Annotated in this window: 25 protein-coding genes; 21 read left to right on the forward strand and 4 right to left on the reverse strand. The window is 31.8% G+C overall.

Annotated elements, in window-relative coordinates; all coding sequences use genetic code 11:
* Positions 1-191: 191 nt before the first annotated feature.
* Complete coding sequence (locus tag HZR23_RS18075; protein WP_408641309.1) at positions 192-542, reverse strand: IS110 family transposase; 351 nt, start codon at positions 540-542, stop codon at positions 192-194.
* Positions 543-752, reverse strand: coding sequence for an IS110 family transposase (locus tag HZR23_RS18080; protein ID WP_408641291.1), 210 nt, complete (start codon positions 750-752; stop codon positions 543-545).
* A gap of 291 nt (positions 753-1,043) precedes the next feature.
* Between HZR23_RS18080 and HZR23_RS11075 the strand changes: the two genes are divergently transcribed.
* The 15 genes from HZR23_RS11075 to HZR23_RS11145 all read left to right on the forward strand — a co-directional run bounded on the left by HZR23_RS11075 (position 1,044) and on the right by HZR23_RS11145 (position 15,841).
* A complete protein-coding gene (locus tag HZR23_RS11075) occupies positions 1,044-1,505 on the forward strand; it encodes a hypothetical protein (protein ID WP_132848796.1) in 462 nt (153 codons plus the stop codon).
* A 160-nt stretch (positions 1,506-1,665) separates the two neighbouring features.
* On the forward strand, positions 1,666-4,155 hold the full coding sequence (gene priA, locus HZR23_RS11080; RefSeq protein WP_132848797.1) for a primosomal protein N': 2,490 nt from the start codon (positions 1,666-1,668) through the stop codon (positions 4,153-4,155).
* Between the two features lie 12 nt (positions 4,156-4,167).
* The gene (gene def / locus HZR23_RS11085; protein ID WP_132848798.1) at positions 4,168-4,608 is read left to right on the forward strand and encodes a peptide deformylase; all 441 of its coding nucleotides are present in this window, start codon (positions 4,168-4,170) and stop codon (positions 4,606-4,608) included.
* Between the two features lie 11 nt (positions 4,609-4,619).
* Positions 4,620-5,549: a methionyl-tRNA formyltransferase gene (gene fmt, locus HZR23_RS11090; RefSeq protein ID WP_132848799.1), complete on the forward strand. Its 930-nt coding sequence runs from the start codon at positions 4,620-4,622 to the stop codon at positions 5,547-5,549.
* A 1-nt stretch (position 5,550) separates the two neighbouring features.
* Positions 5,551-6,291, forward strand: a complete 741-nt coding sequence (locus tag HZR23_RS11095) for a DUF116 domain-containing protein (RefSeq protein ID WP_132848800.1) — start codon at positions 5,551-5,553, stop codon at positions 6,289-6,291.
* Between the two features lie 4 nt (positions 6,292-6,295).
* The gene (locus HZR23_RS11100) at positions 6,296-6,988 is read left to right on the forward strand and encodes a zinc metallopeptidase (RefSeq protein WP_132848801.1); all 693 of its coding nucleotides are present in this window, start codon (positions 6,296-6,298) and stop codon (positions 6,986-6,988) included.
* Positions 6,989-7,036: 48 nt separating this feature from the next.
* A complete protein-coding gene (rsmB, locus tag HZR23_RS11105; protein WP_132848802.1) occupies positions 7,037-8,359 on the forward strand; it encodes a 16S rRNA (cytosine(967)-C(5))-methyltransferase RsmB in 1,323 nt (440 codons plus the stop codon).
* 23 nt (positions 8,360-8,382) lie between these two features.
* Positions 8,383-9,411 (forward strand): 23S rRNA (adenine(2503)-C(2))-methyltransferase RlmN, encoded by a 1,029-nt coding sequence (rlmN, locus tag HZR23_RS11110; RefSeq protein ID WP_132848803.1) that lies wholly within the window; start codon positions 8,383-8,385, stop codon positions 9,409-9,411.
* Positions 9,412-9,490: 79 nt separating this feature from the next.
* A complete protein-coding gene (locus HZR23_RS11115; RefSeq protein ID WP_132848804.1) occupies positions 9,491-10,228 on the forward strand; it encodes a Stp1/IreP family PP2C-type Ser/Thr phosphatase in 738 nt (245 codons plus the stop codon).
* Between the two features lie 16 nt (positions 10,229-10,244).
* Positions 10,245-12,200 carry a Stk1 family PASTA domain-containing Ser/Thr kinase gene (gene pknB, locus HZR23_RS11120; RefSeq protein WP_132848805.1) on the forward strand — a complete coding sequence of 652 codons (1,956 nt, stop codon included), beginning with the start codon at positions 10,245-10,247 and terminating at the stop codon, positions 12,198-12,200.
* Between the two features lie 10 nt (positions 12,201-12,210).
* The gene (gene rsgA, locus HZR23_RS11125; RefSeq protein ID WP_132848806.1) at positions 12,211-13,089 is read left to right on the forward strand and encodes a ribosome small subunit-dependent GTPase A; all 879 of its coding nucleotides are present in this window, start codon (positions 12,211-12,213) and stop codon (positions 13,087-13,089) included.
* 4 nt (positions 13,090-13,093) lie between these two features.
* A complete protein-coding gene (gene rpe, locus HZR23_RS11130; RefSeq protein WP_132848807.1) occupies positions 13,094-13,750 on the forward strand; it encodes a ribulose-phosphate 3-epimerase in 657 nt (218 codons plus the stop codon).
* A gap of 21 nt (positions 13,751-13,771) precedes the next feature.
* On the forward strand, positions 13,772-14,914 hold the full coding sequence (locus tag HZR23_RS11135) for a hypothetical protein (protein WP_243098237.1): 1,143 nt from the start codon (positions 13,772-13,774) through the stop codon (positions 14,912-14,914).
* 2 nt (positions 14,915-14,916) lie between these two features.
* Positions 14,917-15,555: a thiamine diphosphokinase gene (locus tag HZR23_RS11140; protein WP_132848809.1), complete on the forward strand. Its 639-nt coding sequence runs from the start codon at positions 14,917-14,919 to the stop codon at positions 15,553-15,555.
* 124 nt (positions 15,556-15,679) lie between these two features.
* On the forward strand, positions 15,680-15,841 hold the full coding sequence (locus HZR23_RS11145) for a hypothetical protein (protein WP_213050245.1): 162 nt from the start codon (positions 15,680-15,682) through the stop codon (positions 15,839-15,841).
* 63 nt (positions 15,842-15,904) lie between these two features.
* On the opposite strand, the gene rpmB is transcribed toward HZR23_RS11145, so the two are convergent.
* The gene (gene rpmB, locus HZR23_RS11150; RefSeq protein ID WP_132848810.1) at positions 15,905-16,096 is read right to left on the reverse strand and encodes a 50S ribosomal protein L28; all 192 of its coding nucleotides are present in this window, start codon (positions 16,094-16,096) and stop codon (positions 15,905-15,907) included.
* A 272-nt stretch (positions 16,097-16,368) separates the two neighbouring features.
* Here rpmB and HZR23_RS11155 point away from each other — a divergent pair, with 272 nt between their 5' ends.
* From HZR23_RS11155 to HZR23_RS11180, 6 genes are all read left to right on the forward strand, one after another.
* Complete coding sequence (locus HZR23_RS11155; protein ID WP_132848811.1) at positions 16,369-16,725, forward strand: Asp23/Gls24 family envelope stress response protein; 357 nt, start codon at positions 16,369-16,371, stop codon at positions 16,723-16,725.
* 57 nt (positions 16,726-16,782) lie between these two features.
* A complete protein-coding gene (locus HZR23_RS11160; protein WP_165913706.1) occupies positions 16,783-18,363 on the forward strand; it encodes a DAK2 domain-containing protein in 1,581 nt (526 codons plus the stop codon).
* Between the two features lie 19 nt (positions 18,364-18,382).
* A complete protein-coding gene (gene recG, locus HZR23_RS11165) occupies positions 18,383-20,428 on the forward strand; it encodes an ATP-dependent DNA helicase RecG (RefSeq protein WP_132848813.1) in 2,046 nt (681 codons plus the stop codon).
* A gap of 104 nt (positions 20,429-20,532) precedes the next feature.
* Positions 20,533-21,093: a 16S rRNA (guanine(966)-N(2))-methyltransferase RsmD gene (gene rsmD, locus HZR23_RS11170; protein WP_132848814.1), complete on the forward strand. Its 561-nt coding sequence runs from the start codon at positions 20,533-20,535 to the stop codon at positions 21,091-21,093.
* A gap of 1 nt (position 21,094) precedes the next feature.
* On the forward strand, positions 21,095-21,571 hold the full coding sequence (coaD, locus tag HZR23_RS11175) for a pantetheine-phosphate adenylyltransferase (protein WP_132848815.1): 477 nt from the start codon (positions 21,095-21,097) through the stop codon (positions 21,569-21,571).
* A 24-nt stretch (positions 21,572-21,595) separates the two neighbouring features.
* Positions 21,596-22,036 (forward strand): ATPase, encoded by a 441-nt coding sequence (locus HZR23_RS11180; RefSeq protein ID WP_207667895.1) that lies wholly within the window; start codon positions 21,596-21,598, stop codon positions 22,034-22,036.
* 3 nt (positions 22,037-22,039) lie between these two features.
* Here the strand turns inward: HZR23_RS11180 and ylbJ are convergent, their stop codons facing one another.
* The gene (gene ylbJ / locus HZR23_RS11185) at positions 22,040-23,350 is read right to left on the reverse strand and encodes a sporulation integral membrane protein YlbJ (protein ID WP_132848817.1); all 1,311 of its coding nucleotides are present in this window, start codon (positions 23,348-23,350) and stop codon (positions 22,040-22,042) included.
* Positions 23,351-23,420 lie beyond the last annotated feature (70 nt).

Raw genomic sequence — 23,420 nt, forward strand, 5'->3', positions numbered from 1 at the left:
AATTATTGTATTTTTAATGCTTTTTAAAAAAATGTACAAATATTACAATCTAAAATATTAGACGAAGTGAACCATTTACATTGAGAGACATATGTAGTAGCCTCAAATATAGGCATTGCCTTCGTTGTAAGGCTTGAGTGTAAGGCTTTAGAACTACATATGCAGAGGCTCAATGTCAATGGCTAATATTTTCATTTATATTTTTTGAACATTTTGAGATTATAATTTTTATACAAAATTGCATTGTAATTTACAGAAACAACATTTCCAAGCTGAATATTGGATACGGTTAAAGAATTTTGCAGACGGTTTTTCTCGCTTGACATAAAGTTAGTCAGTTTAAAGCGATAACGCATAAGATCACGAAGTTGCCTGATAGTAAGAGGAGGCATAAAGCTTCCAGCTACAAGATCATGCTCGAATAAATCAGCAATCCATTTAGCGTCTTTTTTGTCAGTCTTCTTACCACGGATTGCTTTGACGTATTTGGGATGTGCCAGTGTGATATTGCAGGAATCTTCAAGTACATTGAAAAGTGGAATTCAGTATTTCCCGGTAGACTCCATACAAACATCATTGCAGTTGTTCTTACTAAGCCACTGTAACAGCTCTTTTAGCCCTTTGGTGTAGGTAGAAAAGCGATGAATTTTGTACGTTGTAACCCCTTTGTTGGTAGAAGCAATACAAGCAACCACGAAGGTTTTGTGGACATCGATGCCACAACAAGCTGGATAAACAATTTTTACAGCCATTGATAAAACTCCTTTCAAAGAATTATAGGGATAGACAGCATTGACTGATTGCCTGGCAATAAAAGAGTAATGTTTATACAAAGATAAGTCTACGTGCTCTTAGTCACACTTATTTGTGCTTGGAAAGGCAATCTACACATATAAATATGCGGTCACTCCAAAATGGAGCAGCCCACTCACCTCCTCGTGATTTGTAGTTTGATGTTATCCACTATAGAAATAGAATAATAAAAAAGAAGCCCAAAGCCAATACGTTTCCTAATGTTTTGGGCCTTGAGCGAAGGGAAAGGAATGGATATAAATATGAAAAAATTATTAATTATCTTATTAACAGTCTTGTTATTTGCTATAGGGTGTACTAGTACTCAAACCAAAAATGTACTTAATCCAGATGAAATTATTACTCAATATGCAGAGGCAATATCTAATAAGGATGCTAAAACTATTGTTTTGCTATATGGTGGAGATTACGAGTTTATGGAAATATTCTCAGAGGAACAATATCGTAATGATAAGGAAAAGGTAGTAGAAAATTATTTGAAAGTAATTCCCGAAAAGATATATTTTAATGAAATACAAAGTAAAAATGAGGTAGGTAAAGATGAGTTCGAATATGAAGTAACCTTTAAAACTGAAAATGGTTCTATTTTTGAGGTAGGCGATAGTGAAACAAGAAATGGAGTATTTAAATATATTGTAAGAAAAGTCGATGGACAATACAAAGTAATGGATGTGCCGCCCTATCAACCATAAATCAGTTTAGAATAATTAGTCTATGTGCATTAGTAACCCTAGTGCATTTTTTTATTTAATTTAAATAATGGTATAATTAATTTCTTAAATTAATTTAAGAAATTAATTTAAGAAATTAATTATAGTTTGATATAATAGAATATTAGGAGGTGGGGATAGTTTGGAAAACAAAAAATATATAGCAGAGGTAATCGTAAATAATAGTGTTAACAAATTAGATAAACTCTTTGATTACATTATTCCCCCACAATTTATAAATATAATAAAAGAAGGTACGAGAGTGCTTGTCCCTTTTGGAAAGGGAAATAGGCAATTTGAGGCATATGTATTTGGAGTTAATATTAAATTAGATGAAGATACATCTAAACTAAAAGAAGTAATAAGACCTATTGATGAGGAACCAATTTTGACCATCAATCAAATTCATATGATCAAGTGGATGAAAGGTAAATATTTATGCAAGTACATAGAAGCGATTCAGTGCTTAATACCTGCAGGGGTTGTTAATAAGGAAAAGAGATTTATTTATGTTAACAGAGAGAAATTAAATAATCATAAATATGAAATGACAGAAATACAAAAAGATATAATTAATTATGTAGAGGAAAAAGGTAAGATAAATGTTGAAAGTCTTTACAAGCGATTTTCGTATAATGAGGTATACAGGGTAATAAAGCAATTAGAAAATGAAGGCATTATAATAATTGAAAATAAAGTTGATTCGAGAATAGATATAATAAAAGAAAAATATGTTAGGTTAGTTATTTCCAAAGATTTATATAAGGAAGCTTTAGATAGTATTAAGGGAGCGAAACGTCAGCAAGAGCTTATGGAGTTTTTAAAGGAAAAAGTAGAAGTAAAAATAAGTGAATTAGTAAATTCCCATGGTTTTGGTAGAACCATAATTAATGGTTTACTGTCAAGAAATATAGTTGAAGTAATTGAGAAGGAAAGTAAAAGAGACCCACTTCTAAATTTAGAGCTTAAGCCTTTTCCCAAATTAGAGCCCAATGATGAGCAAAGAGTTATTATCGAAGAAATAACTGAAGCAATTAATAATAACAGGGTTGAAACTTATTTAATACATGGGGTTACGGGTAGTGGAAAAACAGAAATTTACCTTCAATTAATAGAAAATACTTTAAATGAAGGAAAACAGGGTATAGTCTTAGTGCCTGAAATATCTTTAACTCCTCAAACAGTAGAGAGATTTAGAGGTAGATTCAAAGAAGGTATAGCTTTATTTCATAGTGGATTATCAGACGGAGAGCGCTATGACGAATGGAGAAGGGTTGCCTCAGGTGAGGCTAACATAGTTATTGGGGCTAGATCAGCAATATTTGCACCATTTAATAATTTAGGCTTAATTATAATTGATGAAGAACACGAACATACCTATAAATCAGACTTAAGTCCTAAGTATCATGTTAAAGAAATTGCGGAATATAGAAGTAAGCATGAGCAGTCGGTATTGGTTTTAGGTTCTGCTACCCCATCTATAGAAAGTTATTTTGAAGGAGTAGAGAGTATAGTTAAAGTGAGGGAATTAAAAAATAGAGCAAGAAATGCTAAGCCCCCTAATATCGAAGTGATCGATATGAGACGGGAGCTGGAATGTGGCAATAAGAGCATTTTAAGTAGAAGGCTTCACAGTGAAATTGAAAAAAATCTAGAGGCAAAAAAACAGACTATTTTGTTCTTAAATCGTAGGGGATATTCAACCTTTGTAAGCTGCCGAAGCTGTGGTCATGTTGTTAAATGTAAGCAGTGCGATATATCCTTAACCTTCCATATGACATCTAAGGAATTGCAATGTCATTACTGTGGAGATAAGTATACAGCACCTAGAGAATGTCCTGAATGCTCTAGTAAAAATATAAAATATTTCGGTGTGGGTACACAAAAGCTCGAAATGTTAATACAGTCCTATTTCCCAAAGGCAGTAATTAGTAGAATGGACTTAGATGCTACTAGTAAAAAAGGTGCCCATAATGAAATCCTAGAGTCATTTAAAAGTGGAGAAATAGACATTATGATAGGTACTCAAATGATTACTAAGGGATTGGATTTCCCAAATGTTACACTAGTAGGTATAATTACAGCGGATACTATGCTGAATATGCCGGATTTTAGAGCACCAGAAAAGGTATTCCAACAGGTACTTCAAGTATCTGGTAGGGCAGGAAGAGGCTTTGATGAAGGCAAAGTAATATTGCAAACATATAATCCGGAACACTATAGCATAATGCTCGCTGCAAAACAAGATTATATTTCATTTTTTGAAAAAGAGGTTGAACTAAGAAAAGCATTTAACTATCCACCCTTTTCAAAACTAATAAATATAACTTTTACTGGAGAAAATGAGAAAGAGACTTATTTGGCTATTAGTAAAATAACTGATAATATAAAATATATATTGAAATCAAAAGGATATACTAATGAACTAGATGATATTGTTTTTGGGCCTAATGAAGGTATGATTTATAGGGTTAAAAACAAATACAGATTTTATGTCTTATTAAAGAGTAATAAAGAAAACTATACATTACTTAAAGCAATAATAAAGTATTTATTAATAGATAGTAGACAAAAGTTTGTATCTGATAATATAATTACAAGTATTGACATGAACCCATTGTTCATAGTATAAGGAGGATTTAACATGGCAACAAGAATAATTAGAACTGATGAGGATCCAATATTAAGAAAAACTAGTAGAGTAGTTGAGAATATAGATGAAAGAATTCTCGTATTAATAGATGACATGATTGAAACTATGTATAAAGCAGATGGCGTTGGTTTAGCTGCACCTCAAGTAGGAGTATTGAAAAGAATTATAGTTATAGACGTTGGTGAAGGAGTTATAGAGCTAATTAATCCAGAAATAATAGAAGAGATTGGTGAGCAATGTGACTCTGAGGGCTGCTTAAGCTTACCTGGTAAATCAGCAGAGGTTACTAGACCTCAAAAGGTTAAAGTTAAAGGGTTAAATAGAGAAGGTAAAGAGGTTGTCTATATTGCAGAGGATTTGTTTGCCCGTGCTGTATGTCATGAAGTTGATCATTTAAATGGCATATTATTTATTGAAAGAGTTAAAAAATGAGGTGATTTAGGATGAAAGTGATTTTTATGGGAACACCAGACTTTGCTGTTCCGTGTTTAGAAATGCTAATAAACGAGAAATATAATGTAATTGGTGTATTTACTCAACCTGATAAACCTAAAGGTAGAGGGAATAAAGTTTTATATACACCAGTTAAGGAAATTGCTTTAAAAAATAATTTAGAGGTATTTCAGCCAATAAAGCTTAGGGATAGTGAATATGTCGAATTAATAAGAAAAATGAAGCCAGATGTTATAGTAGTTGTAGCATATGGTCAGATTTTACCAAAGGAAATATTAGATATTCCGCCTTATGGTTGTATTAATGTTCATGCATCTCTATTACCTAAATACCGAGGTGCTGCTCCAATTAATTGGGCAATAATCGATGGAGAGAAAGTAACAGGTGTCACAACTATGTATATGGACGTAGGTTTAGATACAGGAGATATGATTCTAAAAGGTGAAATAGAAATTGGTGAAGATGAGACAGCAGAAGAGCTACATAATAGGCTATCTATTTTAGGTGCTAAAACTCTTAAGGAAACCTTGGAGGAATTCAAAAAAGGAAATATTAATAGAACAAAGCAAAACCATGATGAATCTACACATACTCAAAAAATATCAAAGGATCTTGGGCAAATAGATTGGACAAATCCAGCAGAGGAAATAAGAAATTTAGTAAGAGGTCTCATACCGTGGCCTACAGCCTATACCTCATATAAGGGAAATATGATGAAAATTTTTAAAGCTAGGGTAGAAAAAGGGCATACTAATAACCCTGGTGAAATAATTGACGTAAATAACAAAGGTATATTTATAGCGACGGGTAAAGATATATTAATAGTTGAGGAGCTTCAGTTTAGTGGTGGTAAAAGATTAGCGGTAAAAGATTATTTAAGAGGCAATAGTATTGACAAAAATATTGTGTTAGGGGAATAAGATGAACTCTAAATTTTTACTTTTACTAAGTAGCGTATTTCTAACAATTATATTATTAATATTTATACTAGTTTATGTACCATTCCTCAGTGGTTTTTTTGTATATGATTTTATTCAAATAATGTTAATTGTTAGTCTAATAGCTATAAGTCTATGGACATTACACACTATTTTAACTATTTCCTTATTGTGCTATAATAAAAAAGTGCCAAGTTTTATGAAAAAAAATACTAGAGCATATTTATTCTTACTATTTCCTGTAATTGAATGGATGAGCGATCTTTGGAAGATTAATAAGGATTTTATAAGGCAGACCTATATGAAATTAAATAATGAACTTGTTTTAAGTGATGAAATAAAACTATATCCAAAGGACGTCCTTTTAATTACGCCCCATTGTCTCCAAAAATCAGCTTGTGAGTATAAAATAACAAACGACGTAAATAATTGCAGAAGATGTGGGAAATGTAAAGTAAATAGCTTAATTGAGCTCAAGGAAAAGTATGGAGTCAAATTCCAAATTGTATCAGGTGGAACTGTTGCAAGGCAGTCAATAAAGGACGTAAAACCAAAAGCAATTATTGCTATTGCCTGTGAAAGGGATTTAGTTAGCGGTTTAAATGATGTGAGGAAAATTCCTCTGATCGCAATAATTAATGATCGTTTAAATGGGCCATGTGTTGATACTTCAGTAGATATTGAAGAGGTTGAGAAGGCGATAATTAACTTATTAAAGGAGTGATAAAATGTTTTTTCCTATGTATTTTGATCCAACATATATTATTTTAATACCAGCAATAATATTTACAATGTATGCACAATCTAAGGTAAAATCAACATTTCAAAGATATTTACAAATTAGGGCACAAAAAGGCTATACTGGTTTTGAAGTTGCAAGAGCTTTGCTAGATAGAAATGGTTTAAGAGATGTTCCGATCGAGCTTTCTCAGGGAAGCTTATCTGATCACTATGACCCAAGAAATAGAGTTTTAAGACTATCAAGGGAAGTATATCAAGGGAATTCTATAGCATCTGTCAGCGTAGCGGCCCATGAAGTTGGCCATGCTATACAACATGCTCACGGATATGTTCCCCTAAGCTTAAGAAATGCGATTTTTCCAGTAGCTAGTTTTGGATCTTCAGCGGCATGGATATTTATATTTGCAGGATTTATTTTAGCTCTAAATCCACTTATAGATTTAGGTATTTATCTATTTGGTGCTGCTGTTTTATTCCAAGCAGTAACACTACCTGTAGAGTTCAACGCTAGTAGTAGAGCGATGGATCTTTTAGATGCCAACGGTTTCGTTGTAAGAGAAGAATATAATTCTGCTAGAAGGGTTTTAAACGCCGCAGCATTAACCTATGTAGCAGCTATGGCTGTAGCAGTATCTCAACTTATAAGGTTGATCATTTTAAGGAATAATAGAAGAAGATAAAGTAATGAAGGCGTAAAAACGCCTTCATTTTTAATAGGAGATGATATTTTGAAGGATAGGGAAATAGCATTAAAAATTTTACATACCATTGATTCTAAAGGCGCCTACTCAAATTTAGCTATTAATAAGGAACTAAAGGATAAGAACATTAGTAATTTAGACCGGGGTTTTATAACTGAATTAGTTTATGGCACCCTAGAGAATAATATTTATATAGATTATGTTATTGAAAAATTTTCAACTACAAAATTGAATAAAATTAATCTCTGGACTATAAATATTTTGAGATTAGGGATTTATCAGATTATGTTTTTAGATAAAGTTCCTGATTTTGCGGCAGTTAACGAATCAGTAAATTTAGCTAAAAAATTTAGTACAAAAACTTCTGGATTTACGAATGCAATACTAAGAAATGTATTGAGAAATAAAGAAAAGATAGAGCTTCCGGATAAACAAAAAGACTTCGTTAAATATCTTTCTGTTAAGTATTCACATGCGGAATGGATGGTAAAACGTTTTATGTCCTATTTTACTAAAGAATTTACAGAGGATTTATTTAAGGCAAATAATGAGAGGCCAGATCTATATTTAAGAATTAATACCTTAAAAACAAATATAGAAGCGTGTATTAAAAGTCTAGAAGAGAAAAATATTGAAGTAAAAAGAAATGATTATATAGAAGAGGCAATAACTGTTAAAGGAATAAATCAATTAGATGAGCTAGAGGAATTTAAGTTAGGACATATACATGTTCAGGACTTTGGTTCTATGCTAGTAAGTCGTGTTTTAAATCCAAAAGAAGGAGAATATATTATTGATGTATGCTGTGCCCCAGGTGGTAAAACTACTCATATGGCTCAATTAATGAATAATAATGGCAAAATATTAGCTAGAGATATTTATGACCATAAATTAAAACTTGTTAAAGACAATTCAAAAAGACTAGGAGTAACCATTATTGAAACTGAAGTCTTTGATGGTATGAAGCTAGATGAGGGTCTAATAGAAAAAGCAGATAAGGTTTTAGTAGATGCCCCTTGCTCTGGATTAGGTATAATTAGAAGAAAGCCAGAGATAAAATATAGGAAAAAGGCTGATGACTTAAAAGAACTTAGAAAGATGCAGCTAAGCACTTTACATAATGCTGCAAAGTATGTGAAAATTGGCGGGGAACTTATTTATAGTACCTGTACAATTGACCCTAATGAAAATGAATCAGTTATAGAAGAATTTTTAAAAGAAAAAAATGACTATAAGCTTGTGGCAATAGAAGGTTTTGACGATTTTAAACGTAAAGATGGAACTATTCAGCTCTATCCAAATATTCATAATACAGATGGTTTCTATATTGCAAGATTAAAAAGAGTATAAGCATACTCTTAGGAGGGTATTAAGTGGAAAAAATTGATTTACTAAGTTTAACATTAGAGGAAGTAGAGAATTTAATTGTATCATTAGGAGAAAAGAAGTTCAGGGGAAAGCAAATATTTCAGTGGGTAAATAAGGGCGTAAAATCTATAGATGAAATGACAAATATATCTAAAGACTTACAAAAAAAATTAAAGGATAGGGCCTATATTACTAACTCAACTATATATAAAAAGCAGGTTTCAAAAATAGATGGAACTACAAAATATTTATTTGCTCTAGAGGATGGAAACTTAATAGAAGGTGTAATAATGATCTACAAACATGGAATCACCGCCTGTATTTCATCACAAATCGGTTGTGCTATGGGTTGTAGCTTTTGTGCATCTACTATTAATGGTCTTGTAAGACATCTTAGGGCTGGCGAGATGATAGATCAGATATTATTAATGCAACAAGATTTAGGTAAAAGAATTTCAAATATAGTATTAATGGGAAGTGGAGAGCCTCTTCACAATTTTGAAGGGGTAATACATTTTTTAAAGATTGTTAATGATGAAAATGGTCTTAATATTGGTAATAGACATATGACTCTTTCAACCTGTGGTCTTGTGCCTGAAATAAAAAAATTGGCAGATTTGCAAATTCCAATAAATCTAGCAATATCCCTTCATGCGGCTACGGATGAAGTTAGGGTTAAAACTATGCCTATTGCTAAGAAATATTCTATAAAGGAATTAATAGATGGTTGTAAATATTACCTATCAAAAAACAATCGAAGAATTACCTTTGAATACGCTTTAATAAAGGGCGTAAATGACAGTGAAACCGATGCAAATAATTTAAGTAGCCTATTAAAAGGGTTACTTTGTCATGTTAATCTAATACCTGTAAATACTATTGATGAGAACAGCTTTAAAAAATCAAATGAAAATCAAATATTAAAATTTCAATCCATCTTAAGAAAAAGTGGTATTGAAGCAACTATTAGAAGAGAAATGGGTTCAGATATTGATGCTGCCTGTGGTCAGCTAAGGAATAAATATTTAGAATAGTATGCTTAGGACAATCGAATTAAGCAGGGATTTGAATAAAGCTGTCGAATAATATATTCGATAGAGGGGGTAAGATATAATGAAAGCGTTTGGATGTACAGATGTTGGTAAGGTTAGACCAGTTAATGAAGATAACTATTGTATATATGAAGATAAATTTAAATTATATATAGTAGCAGATGGCATGGGCGGACATAGAGGCGGGGACGTTGCCAGTTCCTTGGCAATTGAATATATAAAAGAACATTTAATTAAATATATTGAAATAGAAATGGAGCCTAGAGATGTTGAAGGAATAATTTTTGAATCATTTAATAGGGCTAACACTGAAGTATACAATAAATCCTTAAAAGAAGAAGATTGTAATGGTATGGGAACAACAGTAACTTTAGCCCTTACCATCAATGATAAAGTGTATATTGGACATGTTGGAGATAGTAGAGCCTACTTATATTCTAAAGGAGAAATAAAGCAAATTACTGAAGATCACTCCTTAGTAGCAGAGCTAGTTAAAAATGGGAGCATTACAGCTAGAGAAGCCCGAAGACATCCACAGAAAAACATTATTACGAGAGCTTTAGGAACGGAAAAAACAATTAAAGTAGATATATTTTCCTTAGACTTTATTGAACAAGATATAATAATTCTTTGTACAGATGGATTAAGTAATTATATAGATGAATTAGAGATAAAAAGTATTATAGACAAATTGGGAGTGATGAATGAAAGCTGTCAGGAGTTAGTATATTTAGCTAATAAAAAGGGCGGTTGTGATAATATTACAATTATTATAGTAAAAAATACTGAATTAGAATAGGAAAGAGGTGAAATAGTTGAAAGGTAAAATTCTAAGTGGAAGATATGAAATTTTAGATAAAATTGGTGGCGGCGGCATGGCCATTGTATATAAGGCGAAATGTAACCTACTTAATCGATATGTTGCAATTAAAATTTTAAGACCTGAATTTACTACAGATAAGGATTTAGTTGAAAATTTTAAAAGAGAGTCTCAAGCAGCAGCCAGTCTTTCTCATCCTAATATAGTTAACCTATATGATGTGGGGGAAGATGATGGTGTATATTACATAGTTATGGAGTATATAGATGGTAACACATTGAAACACTATATAAAAGAACATGGACCCTTAGATCTTGAAGTTATTTTAGATTATGCAACTCAAATTGCATTTGGACTTCAACACGCCCACGATAATCATGTGATTCATAGGGATATTAAGCCACATAATATCTTAATTACTAAGGATAATAGGGCGAAAGTTACGGATTTTGGAATAGCTATTGCTGCTACAAGTTCAACCTTAACAAATGTTGGGAGCGTTATTGGTTCTGTGCATTATTTTTCTCCAGAGCAGGCTAGAGGTGGTTATACAGATGAAAAGTCAGACTTATATTCCCTAGGAATAGTTATGTATGAGATGGCTACTGGTAGACTGCCCTTTGAGGCTGAAAACCCGTTGTCTGTGGCACTTAAGCAGACCCAGGAAGTACCAGTTCCTCCAAGACAGCTTAATGAAAATATTCCTAAAGGATTAGAAAATATAATTCTAAAGCTGATGCAAAAAGAGCAATCTAAAAGATATCAAAATGCAAGAAGCTTAATAGAGGATTTAAATAGATTGAAAAACGATTCTAAATCACAATTAGTTTATGACGACGAGGAAGAGGAAATTGATTCCCCAACACAAGTTCTACCGGCAGTAAAGGATGAAGATATGAAAAAAGCTAAAAAAAGTAATCCATCTAAGAAAAAATCAAAGAATAAGAAAATTATTATAGGTGCTGTATTTGCAGCTTTATTAGCAGCCCTGCTATTTACTTTTGCAATTTTTAATGTTATGGACTTCTTTGGAAGAAATGAAGTGGAGGTTCCTGATTTTGAAAATATGCAAATTGAGGAAGCAAGGCAATTAGCTACTGAGATAAACCTAAAACTTAATGAAGACACTCAGCATAGTACAGAGGTTGATGCGAATAGGATAATTAGTCAGGATATAACCCCTGGTATGCTAGTAAAAGAAGGTTATCCCGTAAAAGTTGTCGTTAGCTTAGGAAATAGAATGATACCAGTACCTAATATTCTATATAGAAACGAGGCAGACGCAGTTATATTATTAGAGAACGGGGGCTTTAGAAAAGGCCAAACTAGATTAGCTCATTCAGAGTTTCCAGAGGGTCAAATAATAGAACAAAATCCTCAGCCTAGTACACCTACTCCTGCGGGATCTAGAGTTGATTTTGTTATAAGTCAGGGGCCTGAGATAATAACAAATAGGGTGCCTTTCTTAATAGGTTTGAGTATAGAGGAAGGAACCAATGCATTAAGTCAAGCTGGTATTGGAATTAGCCGTATTACAAGAGAACATAGTAATGAATTTGAAGAAGGATTAATTATTAGACAAAGCATCGAGCCATTAACTGAAATACCAGTAACACAAACTATCGAGCTTGTTGTAAGTAGAGGAAGAATAAATAATAACCAAGGTGAGCCTAATGGAGAACCAGAACAAGGACCTGGACAAGAAACCTCAGCAACACCTTTAACAAGTAGGCAGCTAAGTATTGACTTAAGAGGATATAATGGAAGTGTTAATGTAGAAATCATAAGGATATCAACTGGAGAAGTAATTGATAGCAGAAAGTATAACATTCAAACACAAGGAAGTACCTATAGCAAAACATTACAGGCCCCAGCTGGTTCAGGGACAGAATCTTTTCAGGTTTTTGTAAACGGGAATAGACATGGAGATCCAATTCAGTTAGTGTTTTAGGAGGAATTTAATGAAGGAAGGTAGGTTAATTAAAGGAATCGGGGGATTTTATTATGTGTACATAGATGGCCTTATATATGAATGTAAGGCCAGAGGAATCTTTCGAAAGAAAAAAATAACACCTAGTATTGGTGATTTTGTAAGGATTGATGTTATTGATGAAGAAAAAAAGCTTGGAGTACTAGAAGAAATATTAGATAGAAAAAATGAGATGATTCGACCACCTGTTTCAAATATTGATCAAGCATTTATAGTTTTTTCCTTTATAAATCCAGATATAAATACAATGCTTTTAGATAGATTTACTGTCCTTGCTGAAAGCAAAGGTTTAGACGTTGTTATATGCTTAAATAAAACAGATTTAGTAAAGGATGAAATTTTAATTAAAGAATTAAATGAAATATATAAAAATAGTGGTTATAAAATAATAATGACTAGCACTAAAGAGAATAATGGGTTAGAGGAAATAAAAAACTTACTTCACAGTAAAACAAGTGTTTTTGCAGGGCCTTCAGGAGTTGGAAAGTCATCTATTTTAAAAATATTAACAAATAGAGAACTTGAAATAGGTGATGTTAGCCAAAAGACCGGCAGAGGGAAACATACAACAAGGCATGCGGAGTTAATTAGAATTAATAGCGATGGATGGGTAGTAGACACGCCTGGATTCAGTTCATTAGATTTAGGAGAAATTGATTCTGAGGAATTATCAGATTTTTTTCCTGAGTTTAGAGAATATATGACTGAATGTAGATTCGTTTCTTGTAGCCATGTTAACGAGCCGGATTGTATGGTTAAGGAAGCCCTTGAAGAAGGAAAGATAGCTTTATCGCGCTATGAAAACTATAAAACATTTCTAAAGGAGATAAAAGAAAGTAGGAGGTACTAAGATTATGGTTAAAATTGCTCCATCAATATTATCAGCAGATTTTTCAAATCTAATTGCAGATATAAAAAAAGTAGAGGTTGCGGGATGTGAATTACTTCATATAGATGTAATGGACGGGCATTTTGTTCCAAATATTACCTTAGGTCCCCCTATAATAAAAAGCTTAAAGGGTAAGACAAATATGATTTTTGATGTGCATCTAATGATTGAAAACCCAGATAAGTATATAAAGGATTTCGTAGAGGCTGGTGCCGATATAATTACAGTTCATAGTGAAGCTTCTGTTCATTTGCATAGAACAATTCAATATATTAAAAGCTTTAATGTTAAAGCAGCTGTTGCTCTCAATCCAGCTACACCTCTAAAAGATATAGAATATATACTAGATGATCTAGATATGGTATTAATTATGACTGTCAATCCAGGTTTTGGTGGACAGGATTTTATCATGTCTATGGTTAAAAAAATTGCTGATCTAAAAAGAATGATTGACAGTAAAAATCTTAAAATAGACATTCAAGTTGATGGTGGTATTAAGCCTAGTAATGTTCATTTAGTTGCAGATGCTGGGGCTAATGTAATTGTTGCAGGTTCAGCAATATTTAATAGTGATAATATAGAAGAAACCGTAAAGGCCATTAGAACTAATGCATCAAAGTAAATAATACTAGGGGTGATGCAATTGGATATTATATATTCCAAAAAACTAATAGATATATGCGGAAATAGATTATCTATGGAATTAATTAAAGAGGCCTTTGAAGAGGCTATGTTAATTAATAAGAGATTAATTTCAAATAACCTTAAAATCGCATATTTTTTTATCGACCCATTAATTAATAGTTTTGAGGCTGCTAATAATTTCTATTTTAATGTTTTAGAATGTGAGTCTATATCTAGAATAAATACCTATAAAAGTGGTGCTAGTCCAATCCAGGCATTGTGTGATGCGAAGGAGCTAATTGATAATAATCTATACGATGCAGTTTTTATTTTTGGACAAGAACTGTTGCTTTCTAATATGAGAAATTATAGGGATGAAGTTAAAAAAGCAATGAATATTTTTGAAGAAAAAGCTCTTATCCAATGCTACAATGAATTGGCTGAGCAGCTTTGTAATGAAGTTGGATTGACAGAAGACCAATTTTTAAAAATATCAGATTTGTTATACGATAATTATACAAAGTCTTATAACCAAAACACGGGGTCAAATTCTGTAAGTGAAAGAGGAAGAGTTTTAGATAATATGAATGCACATCTATTTAAACTAACTGATTGCGCGAATCCTAACATTGACTTTGTTGGAGGTATAGTAGTTTCAAATACCAATGCTGCGGAATTATTAGGAATAGATAGGGAGAATAAAACATTGGTTAGTAGTTGTAAATACAATGTAGTAAAAGGTGATCCAAATAATTTAGATAGAATTATCGGAAATAAAGGGGAGATTTTTCCACACCTTAAAGAAGCATTTAATGCTGCTCAAGAAGAATCAAAAATTAATGTAGGGACTGAGTATTCAATCGGGAATTTATTATTAGAAGTCTATACATGCTATCCACCTATACCTATAGCATTTTTATTATCTACAGAAATAATTAAGGATATTAGTGAGATAGAAAAATTTATTAAAGAAAATCAGATGACCGTTAGTGGTGGATTAAACCTGGCTAGAGCACCATGGAATAATCCGGCTTTAAGTGGTCTTATTGATCTGTGTGAAAAAATGAAAAAACATAAAATTAAATACGGCGTAGTACATGGCAATGGTGGTATAGGAGAGATACAAGGAGTAGCTATTTTAGAACGATACGAAGGAAGATAAACATGAACATAGTAGTTATTACAAATGGTCATATAGGTAATATTAAAAGTCTTATAAAATATATTAACGAATGTGATTATATTATTTGTGCTGATGGCGCTGCGCGCTATTTAGAAGAGATAAATATAGTACCTAATATGCTAGTTGGAGACTTCGATTCAATTCAATTAGATAATATAGAATGGATGGAAGAAAAAGGTGTTGGTTTTAATAAATTTCCAACGGAAAAGGACAAAACAGATACGGAGCTTGCTATTGATTTTGCATTAGATAAGAACCCAAGTGTAATTACTTTAATAGGAGCAGTAGGGTCGAGAGTAGATCATAGTCTAGGGAATATTTTTCTGTTAAAAAAAATACTGGATAATAAAGTTATAGGTAGAATTATTGGTGAAAATCTAGAAATGTATTTAATAGAAGATGGTGTGAAAATAGAGGGCGAATTTGGGGATGTATTGTCCCTTATACCCTTGTCAATTGAGGTTAAGGGGGTAACCATCGATAATGTAGCTTATCCTTTAAATAAGGCGAATATGAGGCTTGGGAGCACGTGGGGTATTAGTAATGAATTTAAAGAGAGGTCTATAATAGAAGTAACAATAGATGAAGGACTTCTTTTAGTAATTAAAACCAGAGAATAATAAAAAATATGTCTAAAAAATATTCTTTTAGGCATATTTTATTTTTTTGAATATTATTATATAGTAATGACACTTTTATGCAGTTTTATTTTTTTAAGCTGACTAAAAAGAGGAAGGTGATTAGATGTTTAAAAAAAGAAGGGGATTTGGATTTAGCAGAATACTTGGAGTTGTATTTTTTATTATTGGAACAATAATGTTTATTTATATTCTTCCTAGTCATTTCTGGTTATTTATACTTGCTTGTTTATTAATGTGTATTGGCTTCCTATTTTTCAATTCCTAAATAATAATCAAAAAAAGCGAAAAGAATCTTCCGTAATGAAGATTCTCTTATTTTGATCATCTATTATATAGATCTTTCAACTTTACCAGATCGTAAACATCTAGTACATACTAAAACTCTTGTTGGTGTTCCCTTAACAATTGCTCTTACTTTTCTTAGATTTGGTGACCAAGTTCTTTTGTTATGTCTATTAGAGTGACTAACATGATTGCCTGATACTTTTCCTTTTTCACATACACTACATACTTTTGCCATTACAAACACCTCCTTCAGTAAGGCAGCACTTTTAAAACACATTTATATTATCACATCCATATTACAATTGCAATATCAAATTGAAAATATGAATATTAAAAAACATTGAAATGTAGGATAATAAGTTAGGATAAACATTTTTTATTGAACTATATTATGTATTAATATAAAATAACTATATAATTATTTATTATATATATTTTGTAAAATTGAGTAAATAATTCTATGAAAATTACTAAAGTGTATATATAGTAAAAAAGGGAGGTTATATAATGCCTGGTAAATTAACGAATGATTTTGGAACGGTTTTAATTGATGATCATGTACTTGCTTCCATAGCTGGAATATCAGCAATGGAGTGTTATGGACTTGTTGGTATGGCGACCAAGTCTGCTGCAGGTGGATTAGTGGAACTATTAAGAAGAGACCAGCTAAGTAAAGGAGTAAAAGTATATACAGAGGATGACGAAATTGTAATAGACTTATTTGTAATTGTTGAGTTTGGAACACGAATCTCTGTAGTTGCAACAAATATTATTGAGAAAGTTAAGTATAGCATTGAAAATTTAACCGGAATGACAGTTAGAAAAGTTAATATCAATGTTCAGGGAGTAAGGGTAGAAAAGTAACTTAAGGAGGTACATATCTTGAAAGTTGAATATATAGATGGACATCTATTGAAGAGTATGATAATTGCTGGGGCTCAGGCCTTGGAAAATAATAAACAAATTGTAAATGCCTTAAATGTTTTTCCAGTACCTGATGGTGATACAGGCACGAATATGTCTTTAACAATGCAGTCTGCAGTTAAAGAGGTTAAAAACTGTAAATCTACTGGCCTAAGCGATATTGCTAATGCAGCAGCAAATGGTTCTCTTATGGGGGCTAGGGGGAACTCTGGAGTAATATTATCACAATTATTTAGAGGTTTTGCAAAAAGCCTTAGGGATAAGGAACAAATTAATACGATAGAACTTGCGGAAGCTCTTAAGCAGGCTTCTGATACAGCATATAAAGCGGTTATGAAGCCTACTGAAGGTACTATTCTAACAGTAGCAAGAGAGAGTGCAGAGAAGGCTTTAATTTTGTGTAAAAAAGAAAAAGATATAGCTTTATTTATAGAGAAGGTAATAGCTCAGGCTGAAGATACCCTAAAAAGAACTCCAGAAATGTTAGCTGTTTTAAAAGAGGCAGGAGTTGTTGATTCTGGAGGTAAAGGACTTATATATATTTTTCAAGGGGCTTTAGGTGCAATAACTGGAAAAGAAGTAATAGTTGAAGACATTAATGAAATAGATGTTCAAATTGAACAGGAACATGAAGACTTAGGTGATATTGAGTTTGGATACTGTACAGAGTTTATGATTAACGGTACAGACATTAATATCGAAAAGTTTAAATCTACAATAGTTGATTATGGTGACTCAATGCTAGTAGTAGGAAATGAAAGTTTAGTTAAGGTTCATATCCATACTAATCATCCAGGGGCAGTAATGGAGCATGCTTTAAAATTAGGACAGCTTACTGATATAAAAATTGACAACATGAGAAAACAGCACAGAAATGAATTGTTTGAAGAAAAATCTAGTCAAACTAAACCTAAAGAGAGTAAAAAGTATGGATTTGTAACAGTAACGATGGGTGATGGACTTACCAAAATCTTTAAGGATTTAAATGTTGACCACGTTATAGAAGGTGGACAAACAATGAATCCTAGTACAGAAGATTTTATTAAGGCAATAGAGGATATCAATGCAGATACAATCTTTATTTTACCTAATAATAGTAATATAATTATGGCTGCAAATCAGGCTCAAAAAATTTCTAGTAAAAAAGTAGTCGTTATCCCTTCTAAATCAGTACCACAAGGGATTGCTGCGCTAGTTGCCTTTAATGAAGATATGGCAGTGGATAGAAATGAAGCTAATATGAGCGAAGCACTTAAAAGTGTAGTAACTGGTCAGGTTACCTATGCAGTTAGAGATACTAGTATAAATGATATTTCTATAAGTGAAGGGGATATTTTAGGAATAGGAAATAATGAGATTAAGTCTGTAGGTAGTGAAATTCAACAAGTTACTATGGACCTATTAAATAAAATTGTTACAGGGGATCATGAAATCATAACTATTTTTTATGGAGCGGAAATTAGCGAAGATGAGGCTAAGGAACTAGCTGAAGAAGTAGAGAGTATCTTTCCTGATTGTGAAATAGAATTATATTACGGTGGACAGTCTATTTATTATTATGTATTGTCTGTAGAATAAGGTTTGAGGAGTGGATTGGATGTTCAATCTTAAAAATAGTATTGGAGAGATAAGGGGCATCGGTCCTAAAAAAACCTCAAAATTTATAAGATTAAATAAATTTACTATAGCTGACCTACTATACTACTTCCCAAGGGACTATATCATCAAAGACGATTCAAAAAAGATTAAGGACTTAAATGAAAATGATGTAGTGTCCATAGTTGTCGAAGTTGCTACACAATGTGTTAGCAAAAGGACATATAAAGGCCTAACAATAACCAAGTTTTTAGTTTCAGATGATACTGGAAGTATATGGGTTACTATATTTAATCGTTCCTATATTAGTAAACAAGTAAAGCTTGGGGATGATATAAGAATAAGTGGAAAAGTAACCAGAGGTAGTGGTAGTTTAGAGTTTACTAATCCAAATATTGAATTCAATAATATATCCAGGGAAGTAAGTTTAATAACTCCTGTATATTCGACTACAGAGGGGCTTACTCAAGCGGATATATTAAAAATACAAAAAGAGGTTATAGATAAGTATAGTAAAGAGGTCAAGGAGTTTATCCCTGATGATATAAGGGCAGAGGAAAAGCTATGTAATATAGGGTTTGCCCTTGAAAATATCCATTTTCCAAGTTCTATTAAAAATCTAAAATTAGCTAGATATCGTCTTATTTTTGAAGAATTTTTTCTTTTACAATTGTCATTAATGAAAATGAAAAAACATACTTTAAACGAATTTATAGGGAAAGCATTAATAAATAACGAGGGAATTGACTCGTTTATTTCTAGCTTGCCTTTTGAATTAACCGAATCTCAATTAAAAATTTTGGACGAAATATTTTTAGATTTGGAATCGACTAAATCAATGAATAGATTGGTTCAGGGAGATGTAGGGTCAGGTAAAACAATAGTAGCAATTATCGCCTTGCTTAAATGTATAATCAATAACTGTCAAGGAGCCTTTATGGCTCCTACTGAAATTTTAGCAGAGCAGCATTTTAATATAATAGAAAGTCTTTTGAAACCCTTAGACATAAATGTTGGTTTATTAACAGGGAAGCTAAAAAAGAGTAGTAAAGAAGAACTACTGCAAAACATTAAAAATGGAGATGTTCAAGTTGTTGTAGGTACACATGCATTAATTCAGGAGAATGTAGTGTTCAAAGATTTGGCCTTAGTTATAACAGATGAACAACATAGATTTGGTGTTAGACAAAGGGCAATATTATCTAATAAGGGAGATAATCCACATGTATTAGTTATGTCTGCTACGCCTATACCAAGAACTCTAGCTTTAATTTTGTATGGTGATTTAGATATATCAATAATAGATCAGTTACCTAAAGGAAGGAAAAAAATAAAAACTAAGGCAGTGTCTATGGAAAATAAATATAGGGTTTATGACTCTATTAAAAAGGAATTGGATTTAGGTAGACAAGCCTATGTAGTATGTCCTTTGGTTGAAGAATCTGAAGCTATAGACGCCCAATCTGTAACTGAAAAAGTAGAAGAGCTTAAGATATATTTTCCAAAATACGAGATTGGTATATTGCACGGAAAAATGAATAGTGCTGAAAAAGATGAAATAATGCTTAGGTTTAAAAACAATGAAATACATATTCTTGTTGCTACGACAGTAATAGAGGTAGGAATTGATGTTCCAAATTCTACGATTATTCTTATTGAGAATGCAGAGCGCTTTGGACTAGCACAGCTTCATCAATTAAGGGGGAGAGTAGGTAGAGGTTCGGAGCAATCCTACTGCTTTCTATTATACAAATCAAAAAATAAAATATCAGAGCAGAGACTAAAAATAATGGAAGAAACAACCGATGGCTTTATAATATCCGAAAAGGATTTAGAATTAAGAGGACCTGGAGACTTTTTTGGTATAAGACAGCATGGAATAATGGAATTTAAAATAGCTAATGTTTTCAAGCATATAAAAATCCTAAAAAAGGTTCAAAATAGAGTGGAATTAATTTTAAAGGAAGATCCTTTATTAACACTAGAAAAATATCCGGCTTTAGGAAGTGTTATTAAGGATAAATTGTTGAACTTTGATGGTATTTAGTTATATTAGACTATTTATTTCAAAAAGAATAAATACTATAAATAATATGTAACTATTTGTAAAAAAATATGTTAAAATATAGATAAGCATTCAGGAGGATATGAATGAGAGTTATTTCAGGTAAAGCAAAGGGTTTGAAACTAATACCACCTAATGATATGAAAGTTAGACCAACTACTGATAGAATTAAAGAAGCAATATTTAGTTCTATACAGGGGTATATTGATGGAAGTGTTATTTTGGATTTATTTGCTGGAACTGGTAGTTTGGGGATAGAAGCTCTTTCGAGAGGATCAAGTAAGGCGTATTTTGTAGATAGCAGTAAGGAATCTATTAAAATCATTAATGATAATTTAGGGAGTACAAAACTAAAAGACGATGCTGAAGTGTTATTTATGGATGCAAAATTAGCTATTAAGAAGTTGGCTAGAGATGATGTAAAGTTAGATATAATTTTTTTAGATCCTCCTTATAGGGAAGCTCTAATTGAAAGTATAATTATTGATCTTGTTGATAACAATTTGGTTAAAGAAAACACTATAATTATTGCTGAGCATGAAATTGAGCTAGCCCTTTCAGAAGAAATTAAGTCCTTTTATAAATTTAAAGAAAAAAAATACGGCAAAATTATTATCTCTTTTTATAGGAGTGAGGAGGAAGACTGAAGTGGGAAAAGCAATTTATCCAGGTAGTTTTGACCCGATTACAAATGGGCACTTAGACATAATTGAGCGTGCAGCTAAAATTTTTGATGAGGTAATAGTTGTGGTTTTACCAAACGTTAGTAAGAATAATTTATTTACTTTAGAGGAAAGAGTAAATCTAATTAAAACTGTAACGAAAAAGTTTAGTAATGTCAGTATAGATAGTTATTCTGGGCTTTTAGTAGATTATGCAAATAAAAATAATATTACAAACATTGTTAAGGGCCTGAGAGCAGTTTCAGATTTTGAATATGAATTTCAGATGGCTTTAATGAATAAAAAATTAAACCCTGAGGTAGAAACGGTTTTTCTAATGACAAGCAATAATAACTCATATTTAAGTTCTAGCATTGTTAAAGAAGTTGTTAAATATGGGGGTTGTATTTCAGATTTAGTACCACCAGAAGTAGAAAAAGAAATGATTAAAAGATATACATAGCTACACATTAAATGGGGGGATTGTATGAATGTTTTAAGGCTAATAGATGAAATTGAGGATATTATAGATAGTGCTTCATCAATACCATTATCCCATAAGGTTTTGGTTGATAAGCATGAAATTTTAGAGATCTTAAAGGAAATAAGAGTACAATTACCTGATGAAATTAAACAAGCTAAATGGATTAAAGATGAAAGACAAAAGATATTAATTGATGCACAAAAAGAGGCGGATACTATGCTTGAGGAAGCAAACAAGCATATTTGTTCATTAGTCCAGAAGGATGAAATTACAAAAATCGCTACTGAAAAGGCAGAGGAAATAATAGCTTTAGCTAAAAATGATGCTAAGGAAATGAGATTGGGTGCCAGACAATATGCTGACGAGCTACTCGAAAGAGTTGAAAGTTCTTTAATTGATGTAGTGGAAACTGTAAGAAAGAATAGGAATGAACTTAGAGGGTGAAAATCACCCTCTTTTTTGTAGTTTATTTTTAATTAATAATACTCCAGAACATAAAATAGATAGAATTAATAAACCTCCCACCACTGTTACAAAAACTTCTAAGGCTGACTTAACACCTAAGAAAATTTTCTCGTTAGTATTCAAATAATCATAATACGATGATACCTTAGTTGATATATCAAAGAATCTAATAAATATAGGGTAAATAATTATAGTTAGGACAAAAGAAAGCAATCCATGAAAAAACTTAGATAACATATAAAGCTTAGTATTAATATCAGTTTCACTTATAATGCTTATGCATTGAGCGTGTATAGAAAATCCGCTCCAAGAGATAATAAATGAGGCTGCGGCGATTTTTAGAATTAAATCAGTAGTATAGACCTCAGATAACATTTTACAACCCATAGTGATCTCGAATAGACCTGTAATTAAGGCCTCAATGTATGCCACATCTAAGTTAAATGGAATAAGTACTAAACTTATAAATCTAGCAAAGAAGCTAATAAAACCTATTAGTTTTAGTATCTCAATAATCACTGAAAAAAGAATAATAAAACCACCAACTAATAGCATTGTATTAATCGATTCCCTTACTGCATTTCCTAAATGAATTCCTATAGGAGGTGAGTTTCTTTGATGATCTCTTAATTGAATGAAGGCATTTCTAATAGGAGAATATTTTTTTTGCTTAAGAGCACTTAGATCGTGCTTAGATTTATAGAACCTAAATAATATGCCGATTAATATAATACTTAAGTAGTGAGTTAGTGCTATTAATATGCCAAGTTCAGCTGACCTAAACATTCCTACTGAAACCGCTCCAATCATAAACAATGGACCGGAAGTGCTACAAAAAGCTATAAGTCTTTGAGCCTCAATTCTTGATATTTCGTTATTTAACCTAAGTCTACTTACAATTTTAGCCCCAACCGGGTATCCCGAAGTGATACTCATAGCAAATGCAAAGGAACCTGTACCTGGGACATTGAATAATGGTCTCATCATAGGTTCAAGTAGAGCACCAATAAATTTTATAACGCCAAGTCTTATTAATAGCTCCGACCCAATAAAAAATGGTAATAGGGCAGGCAATACAATAGTGAACCATACCATAAGACCGTTATATGCAGCATTTACTGATTGTCTGGGAAACAATACTATACTAAAGACTAATGCTACCACTATTCCAATAAAAAAATAGGTAGTTATAAATTTGCCTATTATTGTATAAGTTTTAGGTCTTTTTTTGTATAGATAAATGAATCCACTAATGAAGAAGAGGATTAATAGCACTAAAAATATATATGTCATTTACATGCCCCCTATAAACAGATGAGAATTATAATTTATATATATTTTTCAATGTTATACTATATTCGTA

Origin of the sequence: Serpentinicella alkaliphila (assembly GCF_018141405.1) — a bacterium.
Classification (GTDB): Bacteria; Bacillota; Clostridia; order Peptostreptococcales; family Natronincolaceae; genus Serpentinicella; species Serpentinicella alkaliphila.